This is a genomic window from Streptomyces sp. NPDC053542, assembly GCF_044544685.1.
Lineage (GTDB): Bacteria > Actinomycetota > Actinomycetes > Streptomycetales > Streptomycetaceae > Streptomyces.
Genome location: NZ_JBITXL010000006.1, coordinates 405,310 through 426,817, shown reverse-complemented (window position 1 = coordinate 426,817; position 21,508 = coordinate 405,310). Strand labels below are relative to the sequence as shown.

The 21,508-nt window shown below is 68.9% G+C and carries 18 protein-coding genes and 3 tRNA genes; 16 read left to right on the top strand and 5 right to left on the bottom strand.

What is annotated here, in order from left to right; translation table 11 throughout:
• Nucleotides 1–17 precede the first annotated feature (17 nt).
• Both ACIGXO_RS19790 and ACIGXO_RS19785 read right to left on the bottom strand, forming a co-directional pair.
• The gene (locus ACIGXO_RS19790) at nt 18–680 is read right to left on the bottom strand and encodes an NAD(P)H-binding protein (RefSeq protein ID WP_399788089.1); all 663 of its coding nucleotides are present in this window, start codon (nt 678–680) and stop codon (nt 18–20) included.
• Nucleotides 681–885: 205 nt separating this feature from the next.
• Nucleotides 886–2,145, bottom strand: coding sequence for an amidohydrolase family protein (locus tag ACIGXO_RS19785; RefSeq protein WP_399788086.1), 1,260 nt, complete (start codon nt 2,143–2,145; stop codon nt 886–888).
• Between the two features lie 173 nt (nt 2,146–2,318).
• Between ACIGXO_RS19785 and ACIGXO_RS19780 the strand changes: the two genes are divergently transcribed.
• The 6 genes from ACIGXO_RS19780 (at nt 2,319) to ACIGXO_RS19755 (ending at nt 4,946) form a co-directional block, all read left to right on the top strand.
• A tRNA-Thr gene (locus tag ACIGXO_RS19780) sits at nt 2,319–2,391 on the top strand.
• A gap of 46 nt (nt 2,392–2,437) precedes the next feature.
• Nucleotides 2,438–2,510: transfer RNA gene (locus ACIGXO_RS19775), tRNA-Met, on the top strand.
• 88 nt (nt 2,511–2,598) lie between these two features.
• Complete coding sequence (rpmG, locus tag ACIGXO_RS19770; RefSeq protein WP_006604855.1) at nt 2,599–2,763, top strand: 50S ribosomal protein L33; 165 nt, start codon at nt 2,599–2,601, stop codon at nt 2,761–2,763.
• 106 nt (nt 2,764–2,869) lie between these two features.
• Nucleotides 2,870–3,328 (top strand): MaoC family dehydratase N-terminal domain-containing protein, encoded by a 459-nt coding sequence (locus tag ACIGXO_RS19765; RefSeq protein WP_399788081.1) that lies wholly within the window; start codon nt 2,870–2,872, stop codon nt 3,326–3,328.
• A 2-nt stretch (nt 3,329–3,330) separates the two neighbouring features.
• Entirely contained in the window at nt 3,331–3,765 is a 435-nt protein-coding gene (locus ACIGXO_RS19760) for a MaoC family dehydratase (RefSeq protein ID WP_399788078.1), read from the top strand.
• Between the two features lie 125 nt (nt 3,766–3,890).
• On the top strand, nt 3,891–4,946 hold the full coding sequence (locus ACIGXO_RS19755) for a UDP-N-acetylmuramate dehydrogenase (protein WP_399788075.1): 1,056 nt from the start codon (nt 3,891–3,893) through the stop codon (nt 4,944–4,946).
• 109 nt (nt 4,947–5,055) lie between these two features.
• Here ACIGXO_RS19755 and ACIGXO_RS19750 read toward each other — a convergent pair whose 3' ends face one another.
• Nucleotides 5,056–5,688: an NAD(P)-dependent oxidoreductase gene (locus ACIGXO_RS19750; RefSeq protein WP_399788510.1), complete on the bottom strand. Its 633-nt coding sequence runs from the start codon at nt 5,686–5,688 to the stop codon at nt 5,056–5,058.
• A 60-nt stretch (nt 5,689–5,748) separates the two neighbouring features.
• Between ACIGXO_RS19750 and ACIGXO_RS19745 the strand changes: the two genes are divergently transcribed.
• Complete coding sequence (locus ACIGXO_RS19745) at nt 5,749–6,405, top strand: TetR/AcrR family transcriptional regulator (protein ID WP_399788072.1); 657 nt, start codon at nt 5,749–5,751, stop codon at nt 6,403–6,405.
• Nucleotides 6,406–6,517: 112 nt separating this feature from the next.
• Here the strand turns inward: ACIGXO_RS19745 and ACIGXO_RS19740 are convergent, their stop codons facing one another.
• The gene (locus ACIGXO_RS19740; protein WP_399788068.1) at nt 6,518–7,537 is read right to left on the bottom strand and encodes an adenosine deaminase; all 1,020 of its coding nucleotides are present in this window, start codon (nt 7,535–7,537) and stop codon (nt 6,518–6,520) included.
• Between the two features lie 156 nt (nt 7,538–7,693).
• Nucleotides 7,694–8,929, bottom strand: a complete 1,236-nt coding sequence (locus ACIGXO_RS19735) for a pyridoxal phosphate-dependent aminotransferase (protein ID WP_399788065.1) — start codon at nt 8,927–8,929, stop codon at nt 7,694–7,696.
• A gap of 183 nt (nt 8,930–9,112) precedes the next feature.
• Between ACIGXO_RS19735 and ACIGXO_RS19730 the strand changes: the two genes are divergently transcribed.
• The 9 genes from ACIGXO_RS19730 to ACIGXO_RS19690 all read left to right on the top strand — a co-directional run bounded on the left by ACIGXO_RS19730 (nt 9,113) and on the right by ACIGXO_RS19690 (nt 21,503).
• Nucleotides 9,113–9,185: transfer RNA gene (locus tag ACIGXO_RS19730), tRNA-Trp, on the top strand.
• A gap of 111 nt (nt 9,186–9,296) precedes the next feature.
• Nucleotides 9,297–9,590, top strand: coding sequence for a preprotein translocase subunit SecE (secE, locus tag ACIGXO_RS19725; RefSeq protein ID WP_030262752.1), 294 nt, complete (start codon nt 9,297–9,299; stop codon nt 9,588–9,590).
• 73 nt (nt 9,591–9,663) lie between these two features.
• Nucleotides 9,664–10,521: a transcription termination/antitermination protein NusG gene (nusG, locus tag ACIGXO_RS19720; RefSeq protein WP_399788060.1), complete on the top strand. Its 858-nt coding sequence runs from the start codon at nt 9,664–9,666 to the stop codon at nt 10,519–10,521.
• A 177-nt stretch (nt 10,522–10,698) separates the two neighbouring features.
• Nucleotides 10,699–11,133, top strand: coding sequence for a 50S ribosomal protein L11 (rplK, locus tag ACIGXO_RS19715; RefSeq protein ID WP_363259758.1), 435 nt, complete (start codon nt 10,699–10,701; stop codon nt 11,131–11,133).
• Between the two features lie 106 nt (nt 11,134–11,239).
• Nucleotides 11,240–11,962, top strand: coding sequence for a 50S ribosomal protein L1 (gene rplA / locus ACIGXO_RS19710; RefSeq protein WP_399788057.1), 723 nt, complete (start codon nt 11,240–11,242; stop codon nt 11,960–11,962).
• Between the two features lie 415 nt (nt 11,963–12,377).
• A complete protein-coding gene (gene rplJ, locus ACIGXO_RS19705; RefSeq protein ID WP_030262771.1) occupies nt 12,378–12,905 on the top strand; it encodes a 50S ribosomal protein L10 in 528 nt (175 codons plus the stop codon).
• A gap of 109 nt (nt 12,906–13,014) precedes the next feature.
• Nucleotides 13,015–13,401, top strand: a complete 387-nt coding sequence (gene rplL, locus ACIGXO_RS19700; protein WP_030262775.1) for a 50S ribosomal protein L7/L12 — start codon at nt 13,015–13,017, stop codon at nt 13,399–13,401.
• 623 nt (nt 13,402–14,024) lie between these two features.
• Nucleotides 14,025–17,507, top strand: a complete 3,483-nt coding sequence (rpoB, locus tag ACIGXO_RS19695; protein WP_399788052.1) for a DNA-directed RNA polymerase subunit beta — start codon at nt 14,025–14,027, stop codon at nt 17,505–17,507.
• A gap of 96 nt (nt 17,508–17,603) precedes the next feature.
• Nucleotides 17,604–21,503, top strand: a complete 3,900-nt coding sequence (locus ACIGXO_RS19690) for a DNA-directed RNA polymerase subunit beta' (RefSeq protein ID WP_399788507.1) — start codon at nt 17,604–17,606, stop codon at nt 21,501–21,503.
• Nucleotides 21,504–21,508: the final 5 nt, after the last annotated feature.

Here is a 21,508-nt window from a genome sequence, read left to right as displayed (position 1 = left end):
GACGGTTGCCCGCGCGTTCAGCTGCTTGCCGCGTCGCGAACCGCGTCCGCGACCGGTACGTCGCCGCCGATCAGCTCCAGCGTCCGGCCGGCCGTCTTCGGCTCGTCGAGCAGGGCCACCAGTACCGCCGCCACGTCGTCCCGGGTGACGTCGCCCCGGCCGGTCGACTCTTCCAGGCGCACCCGCTCCGTCCCCGGCTCGTTCGTCAGCCGCCCCGGGCGCAGGATCGTCCAGTCCAGGCCCGCCCTGGCCCGTACGTCCGCGTCCGCCGCGCCCTTGGCGCGCAGATAGGCGGCGAAGACCGGGTCCGTGCCCGCCGGCGGCTCGCGGTCCGCTCCCATGGCGGAGATCACCAGGAACCGCCGTACGCCCGCGGCCTCGGCGGCGTCGGCGAAGAGCGTGGCGGCGCCCCGGTCGACGGTCTCCTTGCGTTCGGCGCCGCTGCCGGGGCCCGCGCCCGCGGCGAAGACCGCGGCGTCCGCGCCCTCCAGATGCCGCGCGACCTCCCCGACCGTGGCCGACTCCAGGTCGCACACGACCGGCTCGGCGCCGGCGGCCAGGAGATCCCCGGCCTGCTCGGGCCGCCGGACGATGCCCGCGACCTCGTCCCCGCGCGCGTGGAGCAGCCGCTCCAGCCGCAGCGCGATCTGACCATGTCCTCCTGCGATGACAATGCGCATGATCCCGACCGTACGCCCGCCCGTCGCGGGCCGGGCGCCGAAGCCACGCACACGCCGCCGGGCGAGGGCGTTCCACGCCATCCGGCGCACAGCGCGCACTCGGAGAGGGGGCCGAAAACCAGGCACTTGGAGCGCGGCAGGAGGGCGTCCGAAGCGCCCGCCCCCGGAGCACGCCCACAGCGCCCCGAAGGCCCGCGCCGCGCCCTCAGCGCTGCGACTGCCGCGGCAGCTCCAGCGCCACCGTCGCCTCCGAGTCGCAGTACTCGCGGACCGCGCTCGTACGGGCGACCACCCGCCCCCGGTGGACCACGATCCGGCTGTACGCCAGGGACAGCGCGGCCGCGACGCTGTCGCCGCGCACGGCCAGCAGCTCGGCCGGGAAGCCCGCCTCCACGCGGACCTCCGGGAGGCCCAGCGTCTCCCGTGCCGCCGCGCTCACCGCGTCGTACGCGCCCTCCGGGCTCGCCTCGCCGCGCGCCGCCAGCAGGTAGGCGGCCTCCAGCGGATCGCCCCGGCCGACCGGATTCGCCGCGTCCCGGAGCGCGCCGCTGCCCGCTGTGACGCGTACCCCGGCCGCCCGCAGCAGCCGCACCGGGGCCGGGCCCGTCACCTGCGAGGACGGCCGTTCCAGGCCCGCGCAGTCGCCCTGCGGCAGGCAGACGACCGTGACCCCGGCCGCCGCCAGCTGCTCCGCGGCGCGCGCGGCGACCCGCCACGGCATCCGGGCCAGCCCCGCGCACGGCCCGATGGCCACGCCGGGCCGCAGCCCGCCGGCCATCGCCGCCAGCCGCCCCAGCCGGGCCGGATCGTCCCCGTCGGTGTGCAGATCGACCGCGCAGCCGAACTCGGCGGCCAGTTCCAGGACCGTTTCCGCATAGCCCGCCGGGTCCGGGTCCAGGTCGGGGCAGCCGCCGAGCACCGTGGCGCCCATCTTCACGGCGTCCCGGAGCATCGCCCGCCCGTCCGCGCCCGCCGCGCCGGTCAGCAGCCGCGGCACGGCCACCGCGGTGAGGTCGGCGAGCCCGTGCAGGGTCCGCCGGGCCTGTAGTACGGCCCCCAGGGAGCGCAGACCGGAGACGTCCCCGATCCGTACGTGTGTACGCAGCGCCGTCGCGCCGTGCCCGAGGTGCAGCAGCGCCGACTCCGTAGTGCGGCGCTGCACGTCGTCCGGGTCGTCGGAGGCGGGACCGCCGCAGTCGGCGGTCAGCGCCGTGTCGCAGTGCGCGTGCGGTTCGGCGGGGGCCGGCAGCAGCAGATAGCCGTGCAGGTCGATACGGGGCCCTTGGGTGTCGAGGCTGCCGGCCGTGCCCACCGCCTCGATGTGCCCGCCGCCGAGCCGTACGTCCACCGTCCGGCCGTCGGCCAGCCGGGCGCCGCACAGCACCAGGGAGCCCGCGTCGGGCCGCTCGGCACGGCCCCCGTGCGGCTGCCCCGGCTTCGGCTGCTGCTGACTGCTGTCGGCCATCGCGCTCCTAGGGGGTGCAAGATCACGCAGCGTGGTCCGAGCCTAGGGCGCGGTACGGGCGCCTTCGAGCAGGCGCGGAATAGTCGTACCGGTGTGGTGTACGTGGCAGTTGTGGCGACGGGCCGATACGGATTTCACGTTTGGCTGTCGGCCGTGTAATGTCTTCATCGCTCGCCCCAATAGCTCAGTCGGCAGAGCGTCTCCATGGTAAGGAGAAGGTCTACGGTTCGATTCCGTATTGGGGCTCTGGTGTGTGAGGTACCCGTCTTCGGGCGGGTCCCGCTCGCATCACAGCGGTGTAGCTCAGTCGGTAGAGCAAGCGGCTCATAATCGCTGTGTCACCGGTTCAAGTCCGGTCACCGCTACATACAGTAGCCGATTGTGGGGTCGGTCCTCCGATCGGCTACTATTCATGCGTTAATCCGTCCAACTTGTTCGTCAAGGAGCACTCACGTGGCTGCCACCGACGTCCGCCCGAAGATCACGCTGGCCTGCGTGGAGTGCAAGGAGCGGAACTACATCACCAAGAAGAACCGGCGCAACGACCCGGACCGTCTTGAGATGAAGAAGCACTGCCCCCGTTGCAACTCGCACACCGCGCACCGCGAGACGCGATAACAACAAAGGCACTGCTCAGATAAGCAGTTACTACGAGGCCGCCCCCACATTCGGGGGCGGCCTCGTAGCGTTGGAGCCCGCGTGACACCCCTGGAGGTTGCGAGCCATGGCGCTCGACCAGTCCTTTGTCGGACGGACCTACCCGCCCACCGACCCCTATGAAGTGGGCCGCGAGAAGATCCGGGAATTCGCCGAGGCGATCGGTGACACGAACCCGGCGTACACGGACACCGAAGCCGCCAAGGCGCTCGGTCACCCCGATGTGATCGCCCCGCCGACTTTCGTCTTCGCGATCACCTTCAAGGCCGCGGGGCAGGTGATCCAGGACCCGCAGCTGGGGCTGGACTACAGCCGGGTGGTGCACGGCGACCAGAAGTTCGCCTACAGCCGTCCGGTGCGTGCCGGCGACCGGCTGACCGTGACGTCCACCATCGAGTCGATCAAGTCCCTCGCGGGCAACGACGTCCTGGACATCCGGGGCGAGGTGCACGACGAGGCCGGTGAGCACGTGGTGACCACGGTCACCAAGCTGGTGGCCCGCGCGGCCGACGAGGAGGGCCGATAACGATGACGGCGAAGATCTCTTACGACGACGTCGAGGTCGGCACGGAGCTGCCCGCACAGTCGTTCCCCGTGACACGCGCCACTCTCGTCCAGTACGCGGGCGCCTCCGGCGACTTCAACCCGATCCACTGGAACGAGAAGTTCGCCAAGGAGGTGGGCCTCCCGGACGTCATCGCGCACGGCATGTTCACGATGGCCGAGGCGGCCCGCGTGGTGACGGACTGGACCGGCGACCCGGCGGCGGTGGCCGAGTACGGCGTGCGCTTCACCAAGCCGGTGGTCGTGCCCAACGACGACCAGGGCGCGGTGATCGAGGTGTCCGGGAAGGTCGCGGCGAAGCTGGACGACGACGCGCGGACGGTGCGGGTCGACCTTACGGCCGTGAGTGCCGGGCAGAAGGTGCTGGGAATGTCTCGGGCCGTGGTTCGGCTCGCCTGAGGCCATCTGTGGTGCGGGTGGGTGGTAGCGGCGTCCCCGCCGTGGGGTTCCGCTGTGCCCACCCGTTCCGCCCCAGCGGAACGACTGCCCACAGCGGCGTGGGCGTGCGCCCGTACTCTTGAGGGGTGCAGGAACTTCACGACGCCCCCCTCGCCCCCCTGACCACCTTCCGGCTCGGCGGGAACGCCGCGCGGCTCGTCACGGCCACGACCGACGACGAGGTGATCGCCGCCGTCCGTGCGGCCGACGCGAGCGGTACCCCGCTGCTGATCATCGGCGGCGGCTCCAACCTCGTCATCGGCGACAAGGGCTTCGAGGGCACCGCGCTGCGCCTCGCGACCCGCGGCTTCGACCTGGACGGCACGGAGCTGACGCTGGCCGCCGGCGAGAACTGGTCCGAGGCCGTGGCCCGTACGGTCGAGGCGGGCCTGGCGGGCGTCGAGTGCCTGGCCGGCATCCCCGGTTCCGCGGGTGCCACGCCGATCCAGAACGTGGGCGCGTACGGCCAGGAAGTGTCGGCCACCATCACCGAAGTGATCGCTTTCGATCGCCAGGCGGACGAGACGGTGACGCTGACGAACGCCGAGTGCGACTTCTCGTACCGGCACAGCCGCTTCAAGGAGCACCCCGACCGGTACGTCGTGCTGCGCGTCCGCTTCGCCTTGGAGGACGCGGGCGGGCTGTCGGCGCCCATCAAGTACCCCGAGACGGCCCGCGTGCTCGGCGTCGAGGCCGGGGACCGGGTGCCCGCCGCGACCGCCCGCGAGACGGTGCTCAAGCTGCGCGCCGGCAAGGGCATGGTCCTGGACCCGGAGGACCACGACACCTGGTCGGCGGGGTCCTTTTTCACCAATCCGATCCTCACGGCCGAGGAGTACCGGGAGTTCCTCGACCGGGTGCACGAGCGGCTCGGCGCCGATGTCATGCCGCCCGCGTTCCCCACGGGGGACGGGCGTACGAAGACGTCCGCCGCCTGGGTGATCGACAAGGCCGGCTTCACCAAGGGGTACGGCGACGGTCCGGCCCGCATCTCCACGAAGCACACGCTCGCGCTCACCAACCGGGGCGCGGCGACCACGGAGGATCTGCTCGCGCTGGCCCGTGAGGTGCGCGACGGGGTGCGCGCGGCCTTCGGGGTGACGCTCGTGAACGAGCCCGTGATGGTGGGCGTCGGCCTCTGAGAGCGCCCGGCCGCGACGCGCCGCCCCGGGGGCGGCGCCGCGCGCGCCAGTAGGGCTGCCGCGTGGTCCTGGTAGGCCCGTCGTGCGCGCCAGTAGGCCCGCCGCGCGCCTAGTAGGCCACGCCCACGCCCTGCTTCACCGTTGCCGGGTCGCCGGCCATCGCCAGCATCGCGTGGGCCACGTCGGCGCGGGAGATCGTGCGGCCGCTGCGCGGAGTGCCGCCGACGACCGTGCGGTACGTGCCGGTCATGGGCCCGTCGGTCAGCTTCGGCGGGCGGACGGCGGTCCAGTCCGTCGCGGAGCGGGCCAGCTCGGCCTCCATGGCGGTGAGGTCGGTGTAGATGTCCTTCAGGAGCGTGCCGATCACCGCCCGTATGGCGCGGTCGAGAGCCGGCTCGCCCTCGGGGACGGGGCCGACCGGCGCGGCGCTCACCACCAGGAGCCGCCGCACGTCCGCCGCCTCCAGGGCGCGCAGTACGGGCACGGTCACCCGGGTGGCGGTCCCCGCGTCCTTACGGGAGCGCGCGCCCAGCCCGGAGAAGACCACGTCCCGCCCCGCCACCGCCGGGCGCAGCGCCTCGGGGTCCGCGAGGTCCGCGCGGAACACCTCCAGGCCCGTCCCCGAGACCGTCAGCCGGGCCGGGTCGCGGACCACGGCCGTCACCTCGTGGCCCGCCGCCAGCCCCTGCCTGACGATCTCCTGACCGATGCCGCCGGTCGCCCCGAAGACCGTGAGTTTCAGCGTCATGATGTCCGCACCTCCTGGGGTGGGTAAGTATTCACTCACCCTTAGAGTGAGTGAATGCCCACCCCGAAGTCAACGCCCGCCAGGATCCTCGACGCCGCTCACGGACTGCTGCGCACGACCGGTCTCGCGCGCACCACCACCAAGGAGATCGCGCGCGCCGCCGGCTGCTCCGAGGCGGCGCTCTACAAGCACTTCGCGAACAAGGAAGAGATCTTCGTACGCGTACTGAAGGAGCGGCTGCCCGGCGTCGGCCCGCTCCTGGAGGAGCTCACCGCCGACCCGGGGGAGCGCACCGTCGAGGAGTGCCTGACTGCCGTCGCCCGCCGGGCCATGGACCTCTACGCGCAGACGCTGCCGATCGCCGGCTCGCTCTTCGCCGAGCCCGCGCTGCTGCGGCGGCACCGGGAGGGCCTGGCGGAGCTGGGCACGGGGCCCCACGAACCGCGCGACCAGCTCGCCCGCTACCTGCGCCGGGAGCGCGACCGCGGCCGCATCCGCGCCGACGCCGACCCCGAGGCCGCCGCCGCGCTGCTGCTCGGCGCCTGCTTCCAGCGCGCCTTCTTCACCGCCTTTGCGGAGGGCACGGAGACGGAAGGCACGGAGACGGAAGGTACGGAGGCGGAAGGCGCGGGGACGGACGGCACAGGGACGGATCGCACGGGCGACTTCGCGGCGGAGGTCGCCCGGACGGTCCTCACAGGCATCGGCTGAGGCGCTACAGGGGCCTGTAAGGCCGGCAGCGGTCTTGCAGGGCCGCGCGGGCCCTCAGCCCCGGCCGGTCACGCGCGGGCCCTCAGGCCCCGGCCGGCCACGCGTCGGGCCCTCACTCCGCCAGCCACGCGTCGATGTCCGCCAGCATGCGCCGCTGCTCCTCCAGGGGCGCGCGCGAGCCGCGTACCGACTGCCGGGCCAGCTCGGCCAGTTCGGCGTCCGAGAAGCCGTGGTGCTCGCGCGCGATCTCGTACTGCGCGGCCAGCCGGGCCCCGAAGAGCAGCGGGTCGTCGGCGCCGAGCGCCATCGGCACCCCGGCGTCGAACAGCGCCCGCAGGGGCACGTCCTCGGGCTTCTCGTACACGCCCAGCGCCACGTTCGAGGCCGGGCATACCTCGCACGTCACCCCGGAGTCCGCGAGCCGCTTCACCAAGTACGGGTCCTCCGCCGCCCGTACACCGTGCCCGACCCGGCCCGCGTGCAGGTCGTCCAGGCAGTCCCGGACGCTGGCGGGGCCCGACAGCTCGCCGCCGTGCGGCGCGGCCAGCAGCCCGCCGTCCCGGGCGATCGCGAACGCCCGGTCGAAGTCGCGGGCGAAACCGCGCCGTTCGTCGTTGGAGAGGCCGAAACCCACCACCCCGTGGTCGGCGTAGCGCACGGCGAGCCGGGCCAGCGTGCGGGCGTCCAGGGGGTGTTTCATGCGGTTCGCGGCGACCAGGACGCGCATCCCGAGACCGGTCTCGCGGGAGGCGGTCGCCACCGCGTCGAGGATGATCTCCAGCGCCGGGATCAGCCCGCCCAGCCGGGGCGCGTACGAGGTGGGGTCCACCTGGATCTCCAGCCAGCGGGAGCCGTCCCTGACGTCCTCCTCGGCCGTCTCGCGCACCAGCCGCTGGATGTCCTCGGGCGATCTCAGACAGGACCGCGCGATGTCGTACAGCCGCTGGAATCTGAACCAGCCCCGCTCGTCGGTCGCCCGGAGCTTCGGCGGCTCGCCGCTGCTCAGCGCCTCCGGCAGGTGGACGCCGTACTTCTCGGCGAGCTCCAGCAGGGTCGCTGACCGCATGGACCCGGTGAAGTGCAGATGGAGATGGGCCTTGGGCAGCAGACGGAGATCTCGGACACGCACCATTCCAGGATCTTGCCGCAAGCAACCGCCGATCCGGTAGGCCCAGCCTCGAACGAAGGATTGTGTGAACATGCGAACGGCGGATCCCGGACAACTTCCGGGATCCGCCGTTTCAGCCGCCCCTACTGTGGCGCCTGCACCTCCGAAAATCCGGAGGTATTACTTCGCTTCGGCGAGCAGCCGCTGGATGCGGGACACGCCCTCGATGAGGTCCTCGTCGCCCAGCGCGTACGAAAGGCGCAGGTAGCCAGGGGTGCCGAACGCCTCGCCCGGAACGACCGCGACCTCGGCCTCCTCCAGGATGACCTCGGCCAGCTCGACGCTGGTCCGCGGCGTCCTGCCGCGGATCTCCTTGCCGAGCAGGCCCTTGACCGAGGGGTACGCGTAGAACGCGCCCTCGGGCTCGGGGCAGACGACGCCGTCGATCTCGTTGAGCATCTCGACGATCTTCCGGCGGCGGCGGTCGAAGGCGACCTTCATCTCGTCGACGGCCTTCAGGTCGCCGGAGACGGCCGCGATGGCGGCGGCCTGCGCGACGTTGGAGACGTTCGACGTGGCGTGCGACTGCAGGTTCGTCGCGGCCTTGATGACGTCCTTGGGGGCGATGACCCAGCCCACCCGCCAGCCCGTCATGGCGTACGTCTTGGCCACGCCGTTGACGACGATGCACTTGTCGCGCAGCTCGGGCACCACGACCGGCAGCGAGGAGAACTCGGCGTCGCCGTAGACCAGGTGCTCGTAGATCTCGTCCGTCATGACCCACAGGCCGTGCTCGGCGGCCCAGCGGCCGACCGCCTCGACCTGCTCGCGGCTGTAGACCGCGCCGGTCGGGTTGGACGGCGAGACGAAGAGCACCACCTTGGTGTTCTCCGTACGGGCCGCCTCCAGCTGCTCCACGCTCACGCGGTAACCGGTGGTCTCGTCGGCCACGACCGGGACCGGGACACCGCCCGCGAGCTGGATCGACTCGGGGTAGGTGGTCCAGTACGGGGCCGGGACGATGACCTCGTCGCCCGGGTCGAGGATCGCCGCGAACGCCTCGTAGATGGCCTGCTTGCCACCGTTGGTCACCAGGATGTTGGCGGCCTCGACCTCGTAGCCGGAGTCGCGCAGCGTCTTCGCGGCGATCGCGGACTTGAGCTCGGGCAGGCCGCCGGCCGGGGTGTACCGGTGGAACTTGGGGTTGCGGCAAGCCTCGACGGCGGCCTCGACGATGTAGTCCGGCGTCGGGAAGTCGGGCTCACCGGCGCCGAAGCCGATCACCGGGCGCCCGGCGGCCTTGAGGGCCTTCGCCTTGGCGTCCACGGCCAGCGTGGCGGACTCGGAGATCGCGCCGACGCGGGCCGACACACGACGCTCGGTAGGGGACTGTGCGGGAGGAGTAGCAGCGCTCATACCTGCATCGTCGCAGACCGCCCGGGCACCCGGCACGGCGGTTTGTCCCGGCGGCCCGGGGGGTTTCCGTTCGACGCCCGGCCGCTGAGCACGTACACTCGACCACCGTTGGCTCCCCGACGGGTCGTCGGCGGCCGCGCACACAGTGCACCGGTCGCATGCTGTAGGTTGGGGAAACCACAAAGGGTCGTAGCTCAATTGGTAGAGCACTGGTCTCCAAAACCAGCGGTTGGGGGTTCAAGTCCCTCCGGCCCTGCTACACGCACTTGATTCACCAGGGTGCGTGCACGCGTACGTAAGGCAATGCACCGCCGTGCGGGCTCTACCGGGCGCGGCACGGCCACGACCCGGATTCAGGTGAGGACGAGTGACGGACGCCCTGGGCTCCATCGACATGCCTGAGCGTGGCCGTTCCGATGACGACGCGACCGAGTCCAAGAAGCCCCGCCGTGGCGGAAAGCGCGGCAAGAAGGGCCCCCTCGCGCGGCTCGCACTGTTCTACCGCCAGATCATCGCGGAGCTCCGCAAGGTCGTCTGGCCGACGCGAAATCAGCTTTCGACGTACACCACCGTGGTGATCGTCTTCGTAGTCATCGTCATCGGTCTCGTAACCGTGATTGACTTGGGAATCAAGGAAGTCGTCGATTACGTCTTCGCCTGATCCCGCGATGGGCGCCTGAAGCGGGCGCCCGTTCGCATGTTCAACCCCTTGAAGCCAGGAAGAAGCAGCCACAGTGTCTGACCCGAACCTGAACGAGCCCGCCGAGCCCGTCGCGGCGGCAGCGGCCGACGTCGACGCGGCGGCTACGGCCGAGGTCGAGGGCGACGACACCCCGCAGGAGATCGTCGAGGCGGCCGACGCCACCGACGAGCTCGACGCGGAGGACGCTGCCGCCGGCGAGCCCGCCGAGGAAGCCGCGGTGCGTACCGAGTCCGACGAGGAGGCCGAGGAGGCCGCCGAGGACGAGGAGCCCGTCGACCCGATCGCGGCGCTGCGCGAGGAACTGCGCGGCCTGCCCGGCGAGTGGTACGTCATCCACACCTACGCGGGCTACGAGAAGCGCGTGAAGGCGAACCTGGAGCAGCGCGCCGTCTCGCTCAACGTCGAGGACTTCATCTACCAGGCCGAGGTGCCCGAGGAAGAGATCGTCCAGATCAAGAACGGCGAGCGGAAGAACGTCCGTCAGAACAAGCTCCCGGGCTACGTGCTCGTGCGCATGGACCTGACGAACGAGTCCTGGGGCGTCGTCCGCAACACCCCGGGCGTCACCGGCTTCGTGGGCAACGCCTACGACCCGTACCCGCTCACGCTGGACGAGATCGTCAAGATGCTCGCCCCGGAGGCCGAGGAGAAGGCCGCCAAGGAGGCCGCCGAGGCCGAGGGCAAGCCGGCGCCGCAGCGCAAGGTCGAGGTCCAGGTGCTGGACTTCGAGGTGGGCGACTCGGTCACCGTCACCGACGGCCCGTTCGCCACGCTGCAGGCCACGATCAACGAGATCAACGCCGACTCGAAGAAGGTCAAGGGCCTCGTCGAGATCTTCGGTCGCGAGACCCCGGTCGAGCTGAGCTTCGACCAGATCCAGAAGAACTGACCTCGTCAGGACACCCTGGAACAACCGCTTCCGAGCAGGTCAGGCAGGCCCTCACGGGCCGCCTGACCTGCTCGGTTTTTGGCCGCACCTCTATACCCGTTATCGTTGTGCGGTATGCCTCCATCCGGATGACCGGATGACATGGCGAAACACCTCTCACTAGGACCCGGAGAGAGCATGCCTCCCAAGAAGAAGAAGGTCACGGGGCTCATCAAGCTCCAGATCCAGGCCGGTGCCGCGAACCCGGCTCCGCCGGTCGGCCCCGCGCTGGGTCAGCACGGCGTCAACATCATGGAGTTCTGCAAGGCCTACAACGCCGCGACCGAGTCGCAGCGCGGTTGGGTCATCCCGGTGGAGATCACGGTCTACGAGGACCGCTCCTTCACCTTCATCACGAAGACCCCGCCGGCCTCCAAGATGATCCTGAAGGCCGCAGGCGTGGACAAGGGCTCCGGCGAGCCGCACAAGACCAAGGTCGCCAAGATCACGGCCGACCAGGTGCGCGAGATCGCCACCACCAAGATGCCCGACCTGAACGCCAACGACCTGGACGCCGCGTCGAAGATCATCGCCGGCACCGCCCGTTCCATGGGCATCACGGTCGAGGGCTGATCGAGCCTCGTCGCACCAACGTGGCAGGGCCAGGCGCTGGCCCGGACCACGACTCCACCTGCCAGGCGGCACGAGCCGCATGGCGTAACTGCATTCAGGAGCAGCAGTGAAGCGCAGCAAGACTCTTCGCAACGCGGACGCGAAGATCGACCGGGAGCGTCTGTACGCCCCCCTCGAGGCCGTCCGTCTCGCCAAGGAGACCTCCTCGACCAAGTTCGACGCGACCGTCGAGGTTGCCATGCGTCTGGGCGTCGACCCGCGCAAGGCCGACCAGATGGTCCGTGGCACCGTGAACCTCCCGCACGGCACCGGTAAGACCGCCCGGGTCCTGGTCTTCGCGACCGGCGACCGTGCTGCGGCCGCGGAAGCCGCCGGCGCCGACATCGTCGGCGCGGACGAGCTCATCGACGAGGTCTCCAAGGGCCGCCTGGACTTCGACGCCGTCGTCGCCACCCCGGACCTCATGGGCAAGGTCGGCCGCCTCGGCCGCGTGCTCGGTCCCCGTGGTCTGATGCCGAACCCGAAGACCGGCACCGTCACCCCGGATGTCGCCAAGGCTGTCAACGACATCAAGGGCGGCAAGATCGAGTTCCGCGTGGACAAGCACGCGAACCTCCACTTCATCATCGGCAAGGTGTCCTTCGACGACGCCAAGCTGGTGGAGAACTACGCCGCGGCGCTCGAGGAGATCAACCGCCTCAAGCCGTCCGCCGCCAAGGGCCGGTACATCAAGAAGGCCACCATCACCACCACGATGGGCCCCGGTGTTCCGCTGGACGCCAACCGCACCCGCAACCTCCTCGTCGAGGAGGACCCGGCCGCGGTCTGAGCCTGACGGCTCGCGCGTACGCGTGGGGCCGGGCCTCGCACCTTCCGGTGCGGGGCCCGGCCCTTTTGCGTGCCCCGTACGGCCCTGAACGGCCCGTTCCGGCTCTCCGGGGCCGGGACCGGGTCGGAGGAGCGGCGCGCGGCCGTACGGCCGTCCTGCGGCGATTTGCCTGCGCGCTCCTGGTTCGCGTACCGTATCGGAGAAGCCAAAGACCGCTGGTTGTCTCTGTGCGCCCACCTGGGTGTGCGGTGGCCGAAGGATCCGCTAGCTGCGGACGGCCTGCGCAGGTGATCGAGGAAGTTCTCCCGGAGATGTATGTCTTCGGTCGAGTCCGCCCCGTGCGCCTGCGCCGGGGCGTTTGTTTTGCCCAGCCCCTTCTGCGCGGTCCTCATCACCCGGAAGGAGGCCGAGGCTCATGGCAAGTCCTGACAAGGTCGCAGCTGTCGAGGAGATCACGGACAAGTTCCGTAACTCCAACGCCGCTGTCGTCACCGCGTACACCGGACTTACTGTCGCGCAGATCAAGGATCTGCGTCGTTCGCTCGGTGACAACGCTCAGTACCGTGTGGTGAAGAACACGCTGACCAAGATCGCGGCCCAGGAGGCCGGGATCTCCGTGCTGGACGAGCACCTCGTGGGCTCGACGGCCGTCGCCTTCGTTACCGGTGACCCGGTCGAGGCGGCGAAGGGTCTTCGTGACTTCGCCAAGGAGAACCAGAACCTCGTCATCAAGGGCGGTGTCTTCGAAGGGAAGGCACTCTCCGCTGACGACATCAAGAAGCTTGCGGACCTCGAGTCCCGCGAGGTTCTGCTCGCCAAGCTGGCGGGTGGCATGAAGGCGTCCATGGCCAAGGCCGCGGCGACCTTCCAGGCCCCGCTCACGAAGTTCGCCCGCACCGCGGACGCGCTTCGCAGCAAGGCCGAGCAGGGCGGTGCCGAGTAATTCGGCTCGCACATTGACCGCTGCCTGAGGCAGTGGTCACAGCGGGCCAAACGTACGCCCGCCGACATGTACATCCGGCACCAGCCGATTTAGTGGAAGGACCGCCACCATGGCGAAGCTCAGCCAGGAAGACCTGCTCGCGCAGTTCGAGGAGATGACCCTCATCGAGCTCTCCGAGTTCGTGAAGGCGTTCGAGGAGAAGTTCGACGTCGAGGCTGCCGCCCCGGTCGCCGTTGCCGCCGCCGGCGCCCCGGGTGCCCCGGCCGCCGAGGCCGCTGAGGAGCAGGACGAGTTCGACGTCATCCTCACCGGTGCGGGCGACAAGAAGATCCAGGTCATCAAGGTCGTGCGTGAGCTGACCTCCCTGGGCCTGAAGGAGGCCAAGGACCTCGTGGACGGCACCCCGAAGCCGGTCCTCGAGAAGGTCGCCAAGGACGCCGCTGACAAGGCCAAGGAGGCCCTCGAGGGCGCCGGCGCCTCCGTCGAGGTCAAGTGACCTCTGTCAGTCGCTGACTGAACACCTCCGGGACCCCGGGCTCCGCCCGGTCCCGTGCCTAGGGCGATCACCCATGCGGGTGGTCGCCCTTCGGCGTTCCGAGGCGTTCCGATGTCCTTGCCGGGTTGCCGCGCACTCCCGTGCGAGTATGGTGATCTTCGTTGTCCGGCCGTGCGCCTCGTGACGATCTCCCTGGGGTGGGGGGCCTTGACGAACAGCACGCGGCGCGCAATTCTCGGGACGCGACGTCAGAAGCGATCCGGAGTCCGAGGCATGGATCGCTGACGAAGAGGGCAGTATCGATGTGCGCCCAGGGGCGCACGGCATGCAGCAGGCGCTGAGCGTGAAGAACTACAACGAGGGGTACCCCTGCTAGAGGGAGCCTTCCGGAGGAGAGATTGGGTGCAGAGCCGGTCTCCGAAAACCCGGTCTGGACATCAGTGTGCCGAGTGGCTACACTGACCCTTTGCGCTGCCTGTTAGCTGCTCCCTGCCCGTCACCAGGGGCATACCCACATCTCAGCACTGCGGACGTCACCTCCCTGACCAGGGATTTCTTCCTTTGTGTGCGGACGTGGGACCGGTACGCGCGTAGTGAGTCCGAGCCCTCGGAAGGACCCCCTCTTGGCCGCCTCGCGCAACGCCTCGACTGCCAATACGAACAACGGCGACAGCACCGCCCCGCTGCGCATCTCTTTTGCGAAGATCAAGGAGCCCCTCGGGGTTCCGAACCTCCTTGCGCTGCAGACCGAAAGCTTCGACTGGCTGCTCGGCAACGCCGCATGGAAGGGTCGCGTCGAGGCTGCGCTGGAGTCCGGTCAGGACGTCCCCACCAAGTCCGGTCTGGAGGAGATCTTCGAAGAGATCTCCCCGATCGAGGACTTCTCCGGGTCGATGTCGCTGACGTTCCGCGACCACCGCTTCGAGCCCCCGAAGAACAGCATCGAAGAGTGCAAGGAGCGCGACTTCACGTACGCGGCTCCGCTCTTCGTCACCGCCGAATTCACCAACAACGAGACCGGCGAGATCAAGTCCCAGACGGTCTTCATGGGCGACTTCCCGCTCATGACCAACAAGGGCACCTTCTGCATCAACGGCACCGAGCGTGTCGTCGTCTCGCAGCTGGTCCGCTCGCCGGGCGTCTACTTCGACAGCCAGATCGACAAGACGTCCGACAAGGACATCTTCTCCGCCAAGATCATCCCGTCCCGGGGTGCCTGGCTGGAGATGGAGATCGACAAGCGTGACATGGTCGGTGTCCGCATCGACCGCAAGCGCAAGCAGTCGGTCACCGTGCTGCTCAAGGCCCTCGGTTGGACGACCGAGCAGATCCTCGAGGAGTTCGGCGAGTACGAGTCCATGCGCGCCACCCTGGAGAAGGACCACACCCAGGGCCAGGACGACGCGCTGCTCGACATCTACCGCAAGCTGCGCCCGGGCGAGCCGCCGACGCGCGAGGCCGCGCAGACGCTGCTGGAGAACCTGTACTTCAACCCGAAGCGCTACGACCTCGCCAAGGTCGGCCGCTACAAGGTCAACAAGAAGCTCGGCGGCGACGAGCCGCTGGACGCCGGCGTTCTCACCACCGACGACATCATCGCCACGATCAAGTACCTGGTGAAGCTGCACGCCGGTGAGACCGAGACGATCGGTGAGAACGGCACGGAGATCGTCGTCGAGACCGACGACATCGACCACTTCGGCAACCGCCGCCTGCGCAACGTCGGCGAGCTGATCCAGAACCAGGTCCGTACGGGTCTCGCCCGTATGGAGCGCGTCGTGCGTGAGCGCATGACCACCCAGGACGTCGAGGCGATCACGCCGCAGACCCTGATCAACATCCGGCCGGTCGTCGCCTCCATCAAGGAGTTCTTCGGCACCAGCCAGCTGTCCCAGTTCATGGACCAGACCAACCCGCTGTCGGGTCTGACCCACAAGCGCCGTCTCTCGGCGCTGGGCCCGGGTGGTCTCTCCCGTGAGCGGGCCGGCCTGGACGTCCGTGACGTGCACCCCTCGCACTACGGCCGCATGTGCCCGATCGAGACCCCTGAAGGCCCGAACATTGGTCTGATCGGCTCGCTCGCGTCGTACGGCCGGGTCAACGTCTTCGGCTTCATCGAGACCCCGTACCGCAAGGTCGTCGACGGCCAGGTCACCGAAGAGGTCAAGTACCTCACGGCCGATGAGGAAGACCGCTTCATCATCGCCCAGGCGAACGCGCCGCTGACGGAGGACATGCGCTTCGCCGAGCAGCGTGTCCTGGTCCGCCGGCGTGGCGGCGAGGCGGACCTCGTCACCGTCGACGAGGTGGACTTCATGGACGTCTCGCCGCGCCAGATGGTGTCGGCCGCGACCGCCATGATTCCGTTCCTCGAGCACGACGACGCGAACCGCGCGCTCATGGGCTCGAACATGATGCGCCAGGCCGTACCGCTGATCAAGGCCGAGGCGCCGCTGGTCGGTACCGGCATGGAGTACCGCTGCGCGGTCGACGCCGGCGACGTCATCAAGGCCGAGAAGGACGGTGTGGTCCAGGAGGTCTCCGCGGACTACATCACCGTCGCCAACGACGACGGCACGTACACCACGTACCGCGTCGCCAAGTTCACCCGCTCCAACCAGGGCACCTCCTTCAACCAGAAGGTCGTCGTGGACGAGGGCGCGCGGGTCATCGAGGGCCAGGTCCTCGCCGACGGTCCGTCCACGGACGAAGGCGAGATGGCGCTCGGCAAGAACCTGCTCGTGGCGTTCATGCCGTGGGAGGGTCACAACTACGAGGACGCGATCATCCTGTCGCAGCGCCTCGTGCAGGACGACGTCCTCTCCTCGATCCACATCGAGGAGCACGAGGTCGACGCCCGTGACACCAAGCTGGGCCCCGAGGAGATCACCCGGGACATCCCGAACGTCTCCGAGGAGGTCCTCGCCGACCTCGACGAGCGCGGCATCATCCGCATCGGTGCCGAGGTCGTCGCCGGCGACATCCTGGTCGGCAAGGTCACGCCCAAGGGTGAGACCGAGCTGACCCCGGAGGAGCGCCTGCTCCGCGCGATCTTCGGTGAGAAGGCCCGTGAGGTCCGTGACACCTCGCTGAAGGTGCCGCACGGCGAGACCGGCAAGGTCATCGGCGTCCGCGTCTTCGACCGCGAGGAGGGCGACGAGCTGCCCCCGGGCGTGAACCAGCTGGTTCGCGTGTACGTGGCGCAGAAGCGCAAGATCACCGACGGTGACAAGCTCGCCGGCCGCCACGGCAACAAGGGCGTCATCTCGAAGATCCTGCCGGTCGAGGACATGCCGTTCCTGGAGGACGGCACCCCGGTCGACATCATCCTCAACCCGCTGGGTGTCCCGTCCCGAATGAACCCGGGACAGGTCCTGGAGATCCACCTCGGCTGGCTGGCCAGCCAGGGCTGGAAGGTCGAGGGCAACGAGGAGTGGCAGCAGCGGCTGCAGGCCATCGGCGCCGACGACGTCGCGCCGCGGACCAACGTCGCCACGCCGGTCTTCGACGGTGCGCGCCAGGACGAGCTGCAGGGTCTGTTCAACTCCACGCTGCCGAACCGCGACGGTGACCGGATGGTCAAGGACACCGGCAAGGCCCGGCTGTTCGACGGCCGCTCCGGCGAGCCGTTCCCGGACCCGATCTCGATCGGGTACATGTACATCCTCAAGCTGCACCACCTGGTCGACGACAAGCTCCACGCCCGCTCGACCGGTCCGTACTCGATGATCACTCAGCAGCCGCTGGGTGGTAAGGCCCAGTTCGGTGGCCAGCGCTTCGGTGAGATGGAGGTGTGGGCGCTGGAGGCATACGGCGCCGCGTACGCCCTCCAGGAGCTGCTGACGATCAAGTCCGACGACGTGACCGGCCGCGTGAAGGTCTACGAGGCCATCGTCAAGGGCGAGAACATCCCCGAGCCCGGCATTCCCGAGTCCTTCAAGGTGCTCATCAAGGAAATGCAGTCGCTGTGCCTGAACGTGGAGGTGCTGTCCTCGGACGGCATGTCCATCGAGATGCGCGACACCGACGAGGACGTCTTCCGCGCGGCGGAGGAGCTCGGTATCGACCTGTCCCGGCGCGAGCCGAGCAGCGTCGAAGAGGTCTGACGGGTCTGGCCGGGACCTCCCTGTGAGGTCCCGGCCCCACCCCGGACCCCCTCAGACCATGATTGAGACTCGACCCTGAAAGAGGGATTGACGACAGTGCTCGACGTCAACTTCTTCGACGAGCTGCGGATCGGCCTTGCCACCGCTGACGACATCCGTCAGTGGTCCCACGGCGAGGTCAAGAAGCCGGAGACCATCAACTACCGCACCCTCAAGCCCGAGAAGGACGGCCTCTTCTGCGAGAAGATCTTCGGCCCCACTCGGGACTGGGAGTGCTACTGCGGTAAGTACAAGCGCGTCCGCTTCAAGGGCATCATCTGCGAGCGCTGCGGCGTCGAGGTCACTCGCGCCAAGGTGCGCCGTGAGCGGATGGGCCACATCGAGCTGGCCGCGCCCGTCACGCACATCTGGTACTTCAAGGGCGTTCCGAGCCGGCTGGGCTACCTGCTCGACCTGGCCCCGAAGGACCTCGAGAAGGTCATTTACTTCGCCGCCTACATGATCACGTGGGTGGACGAGGAGCGCCGTACGCGCGACCTGCCCTCGCTGGAGGCGCACGTCTCCGTCGAGCGCCAGCAGATCGAGCAGCGCCGCGACGCGGACCTCGAGGCCCGCGCCAAGAAGCTCGAGACCGACCTGGCCGAGCTGGAGGCCGAGGGTGCCAAGGCCGACGTGCGCCGCAAGGTGCGCGAGGGTGCCGAGCGTGAGATGAAGCAGCTGCGCGACCGTGCGCAGCGCGAGATCGACCGCCTGGACGAGGTCTGGAACCGCTTCAAGAACCTCAAGGTCCAGGACCTCGAGGGCGACGAGCTGCTCTACCGCGAGCTGCGTGACCGCTTCGGCACGTACTTCATGGGCGGCATGGGCGCGGCTGCCCTGCAGAAGCGCCTGGAGTCCTTCGACCTCGACGAAGAGGCCGAGAAGCTCCGCGAGATCATCCGTACCGGCAAGGGCCAGAAGAAGACCCGTGCGCTCAAGCGCCTCAAGGTCGTCTCCGCGTTCCTGCAGACCCGCAACAGCCCCAACGGCATGGTGCTGGACTGCATCCCGGTCATCCCGCCGGACCTGCGTCCGATGGTGCAGCTGGACGGTGGCCGCTTCGCGACCTCCGACCTGAACGACCTGTACCGCCGTGTGATCAACCGCAACAACCGCCTCAAGCGTCTCCTTGACCTCGGTGCCCCCGAGATCATCGTGAACAACGAGAAGCGGATGCTGCAGGAGGCCGTCGACGCGCTGTTCGACAACGGCCGCCGCGGTCGCCCGGTCACCGGTCCCGGTAACCGCCCGCTGAAGTCCCTCAGCGACATGCTGAAGGGTAAGCAGGGCCGGTTCCGTCAGAACCTGCTCGGTAAGCGTGTGGACTACTCCGCGCGTTCCGTCATCGTCGTCGGCCCGCAGCTCAAGCTGCACCAGTGCGGTCTGCCGAAGGCCATGGCGCTGGAGCTCTTCAAGCCGTTCGTGATGAAGCGCCTGGTGGACCTGAACCACGCGCAGAACATCAAGTCGGCGAAGCGGATGGTCGAGCGCGGCCGCACGGTCGTGTACGACGTCCTCGAAGAGGTCATCGCCGAGCACCCGGTTCTGCTGAACCGTGCGCCCACGCTGCACCGCCTCGGTATCCAGGCGTTCGAGCCGCAGCTGGTCGAGGGCAAGGCCATTCAGATTCACCCGCTCGTCTGCACCGCGTTCAACGCGGACTTCGACGGTGACCAGATGGCCGTCCACCTGCCGCTCTCCGCTGAGGCGCAGGCCGAGGCCCGCATCCTGATGCTGTCCTCGAACAACATCCTCAAGCCGGCCGACGGCCGTCCGGTCACCATGCCGACCCAGGACATGGTGCTGGGTCTGTTCTTCCTCACCACCGACGAGGAAGAGCGCAAGGTCATCGGTGAGGGCCGCGCGTTCGGCTCGGTCGCCGAGGCGATCATGGCGTTCGACGCCAAGGAGCTCTCGCTCCAGGCGAAGGTCGACATCCGCTTCCCGATCGGCACGGTGCCGCCCCGCGGCTGGACCCCGCCGGTTCCGGAGGAGGGCGAGCCCGAGTGGCAGCAGGGTGACAGCTTCCGGCTGCGCACCACCCTGGGCCGCGCGCTCTTCAACGAGCTGCTGCCCGAGGACTACCCGTTCGTCGACTACTCGGTGGGCAAGAAGCAGCTCTCCGCGATCGTCAACGACCTGGCCGAGCGCTACCCGAAGGTCATCGTCGCGCAGACGCTGGACAACCTGAAGGCGGCCGGCTTCCACTGGGCCACCCGCTCCGGCGTCACCGTCGCCGTCTCCGACATCGTCGTGCCGGAGGCCAAGAAGGAGATCGTCGCGGGCTACGAGGCCCAGGACGAGAAGGTCCAGAAGCAGTACGAGCGCGGTCTGATCACCAAGGACGAGCGCACGCAGGAACTGATCAACATCTGGACCAAGGCGACCAACGAGGTCGCCGAGGCGATGAACGAGAACTTCCCCAAGACGAACCCCATCTTCATGATGGTTGACTCGGGTGCCCGAGGAAACATGATGCAGATGCGGCAGATCGCCGGTATGCGTGGTCTGGTGTCGAACGCGAAGAACGAGACCATCCCGCGACCCATTAAGGCGTCGTTCCGTGAGGGTCTCTCCGTGCTGGAGTACTTCATCTCCACCCACGGTGCCCGTAAGGGTCTCGCGGACACCGCCCTCCGTACCGCCGACTCGGGTTACCTGACCCGTCGTCTCGTGGACGTCTCGCAGGACGTCATCATCCGCGAGGAGGACTGCGGCACCGAGCGCGGTCTGAAGCTGCGGATCGCCAGCAAGGGCGCCGACGGCGTGCTGCGCAAGGCGGACGACGTCGAGTCCAGCGTGTACGCCCGGATGCTCGCCGAGGACGTCGTCGTCGACGGCAAGGTCATCGCCTCGGCGAACGTGGACCTCGGTGACGTGCTCATCGACCAGCTGGTCGCGCACGGCGTCGAGGAGGTCAAGACCCGCTCGGTCCTGACCTGTGAGTCCGCGGTCGGCACCTGTGCCTTCTGCTACGGCCGTTCGCTGGCCACCGGCAAGCTGGTCGACATCGGTGAGGCCGTCGGCATCATCGCGGCCCAGTCCATCGGTGAGCCCGGTACCCAGCTGACGATGCGTACCTTCCACACCGGTGGTGTGGCGGGTGACGACATCACCCTGGGTCTGCCGCGAGTCGTCGAGCTCTTCGAGGCCCGTACGCCCAAGGGTGTCGCCCCGATCTCCGAGGCCGCCGGCCGCGTGCGGATCGAGGAGACCGAGAAGACCAAGAAGGTCATCGTCACGCCGGACGACGGCAGCGACGAGACGTCCTACGGCGTCTCCAAGCGTGCCCGTCTGCTGGTGAGCGAGGGCGACCACGTCACGGTCGGCCAGCCGCTGACCGTCGGTGCGATCAACCCGCACGACGTGCTGCGCATCCTCGGCCAGCGTGCGGTCCAGGTCCACCTGGTCGGCGAGGTCCAGAAGGTCTACAACAGCCAGGGCGTGGCGATCCACGACAAGCACATCGAGATCATCATCCGGCAGATGCTGCGCCGCGTGACGATCATCGAGTCCGGCGACGCGGAGCTGCTGCCGGGCGAGCTCGTGGAGCGCTCGAAGTTCGAGGGCGAGAACCGTCGTGTCGTGGCGGAGGGTGGCCACCCGGCCTCCGGCCGTCCGCAGCTGATGGGTATCACCAAGGCTTCGCTGGCCACCGAGTCGTGGCTGTCGGCGGCGTCCTTCCAGGAGACGACCAGGGTCCTGACCGACGCGGCGATCAACGCCAAGTCGGACTCCCTGATCGGCCTCAAGGAGAACGTCATCATCGGTAAGCTCATCCCGGCCGGTACGGGCCTGTCCCGCTACCGCAACATCCGGGTCGAGCCGACCGAGGAGGCCAAGGCCGCGATGTACTCGGCCGTCGGCTACGACGACATCGACTACTCGCCGTTCGGCACCGGCTCCGGCCAGGCCGTTCCGCTGGAGGACTACGACTACGGTCCGTACAACCAGTAAGCGGT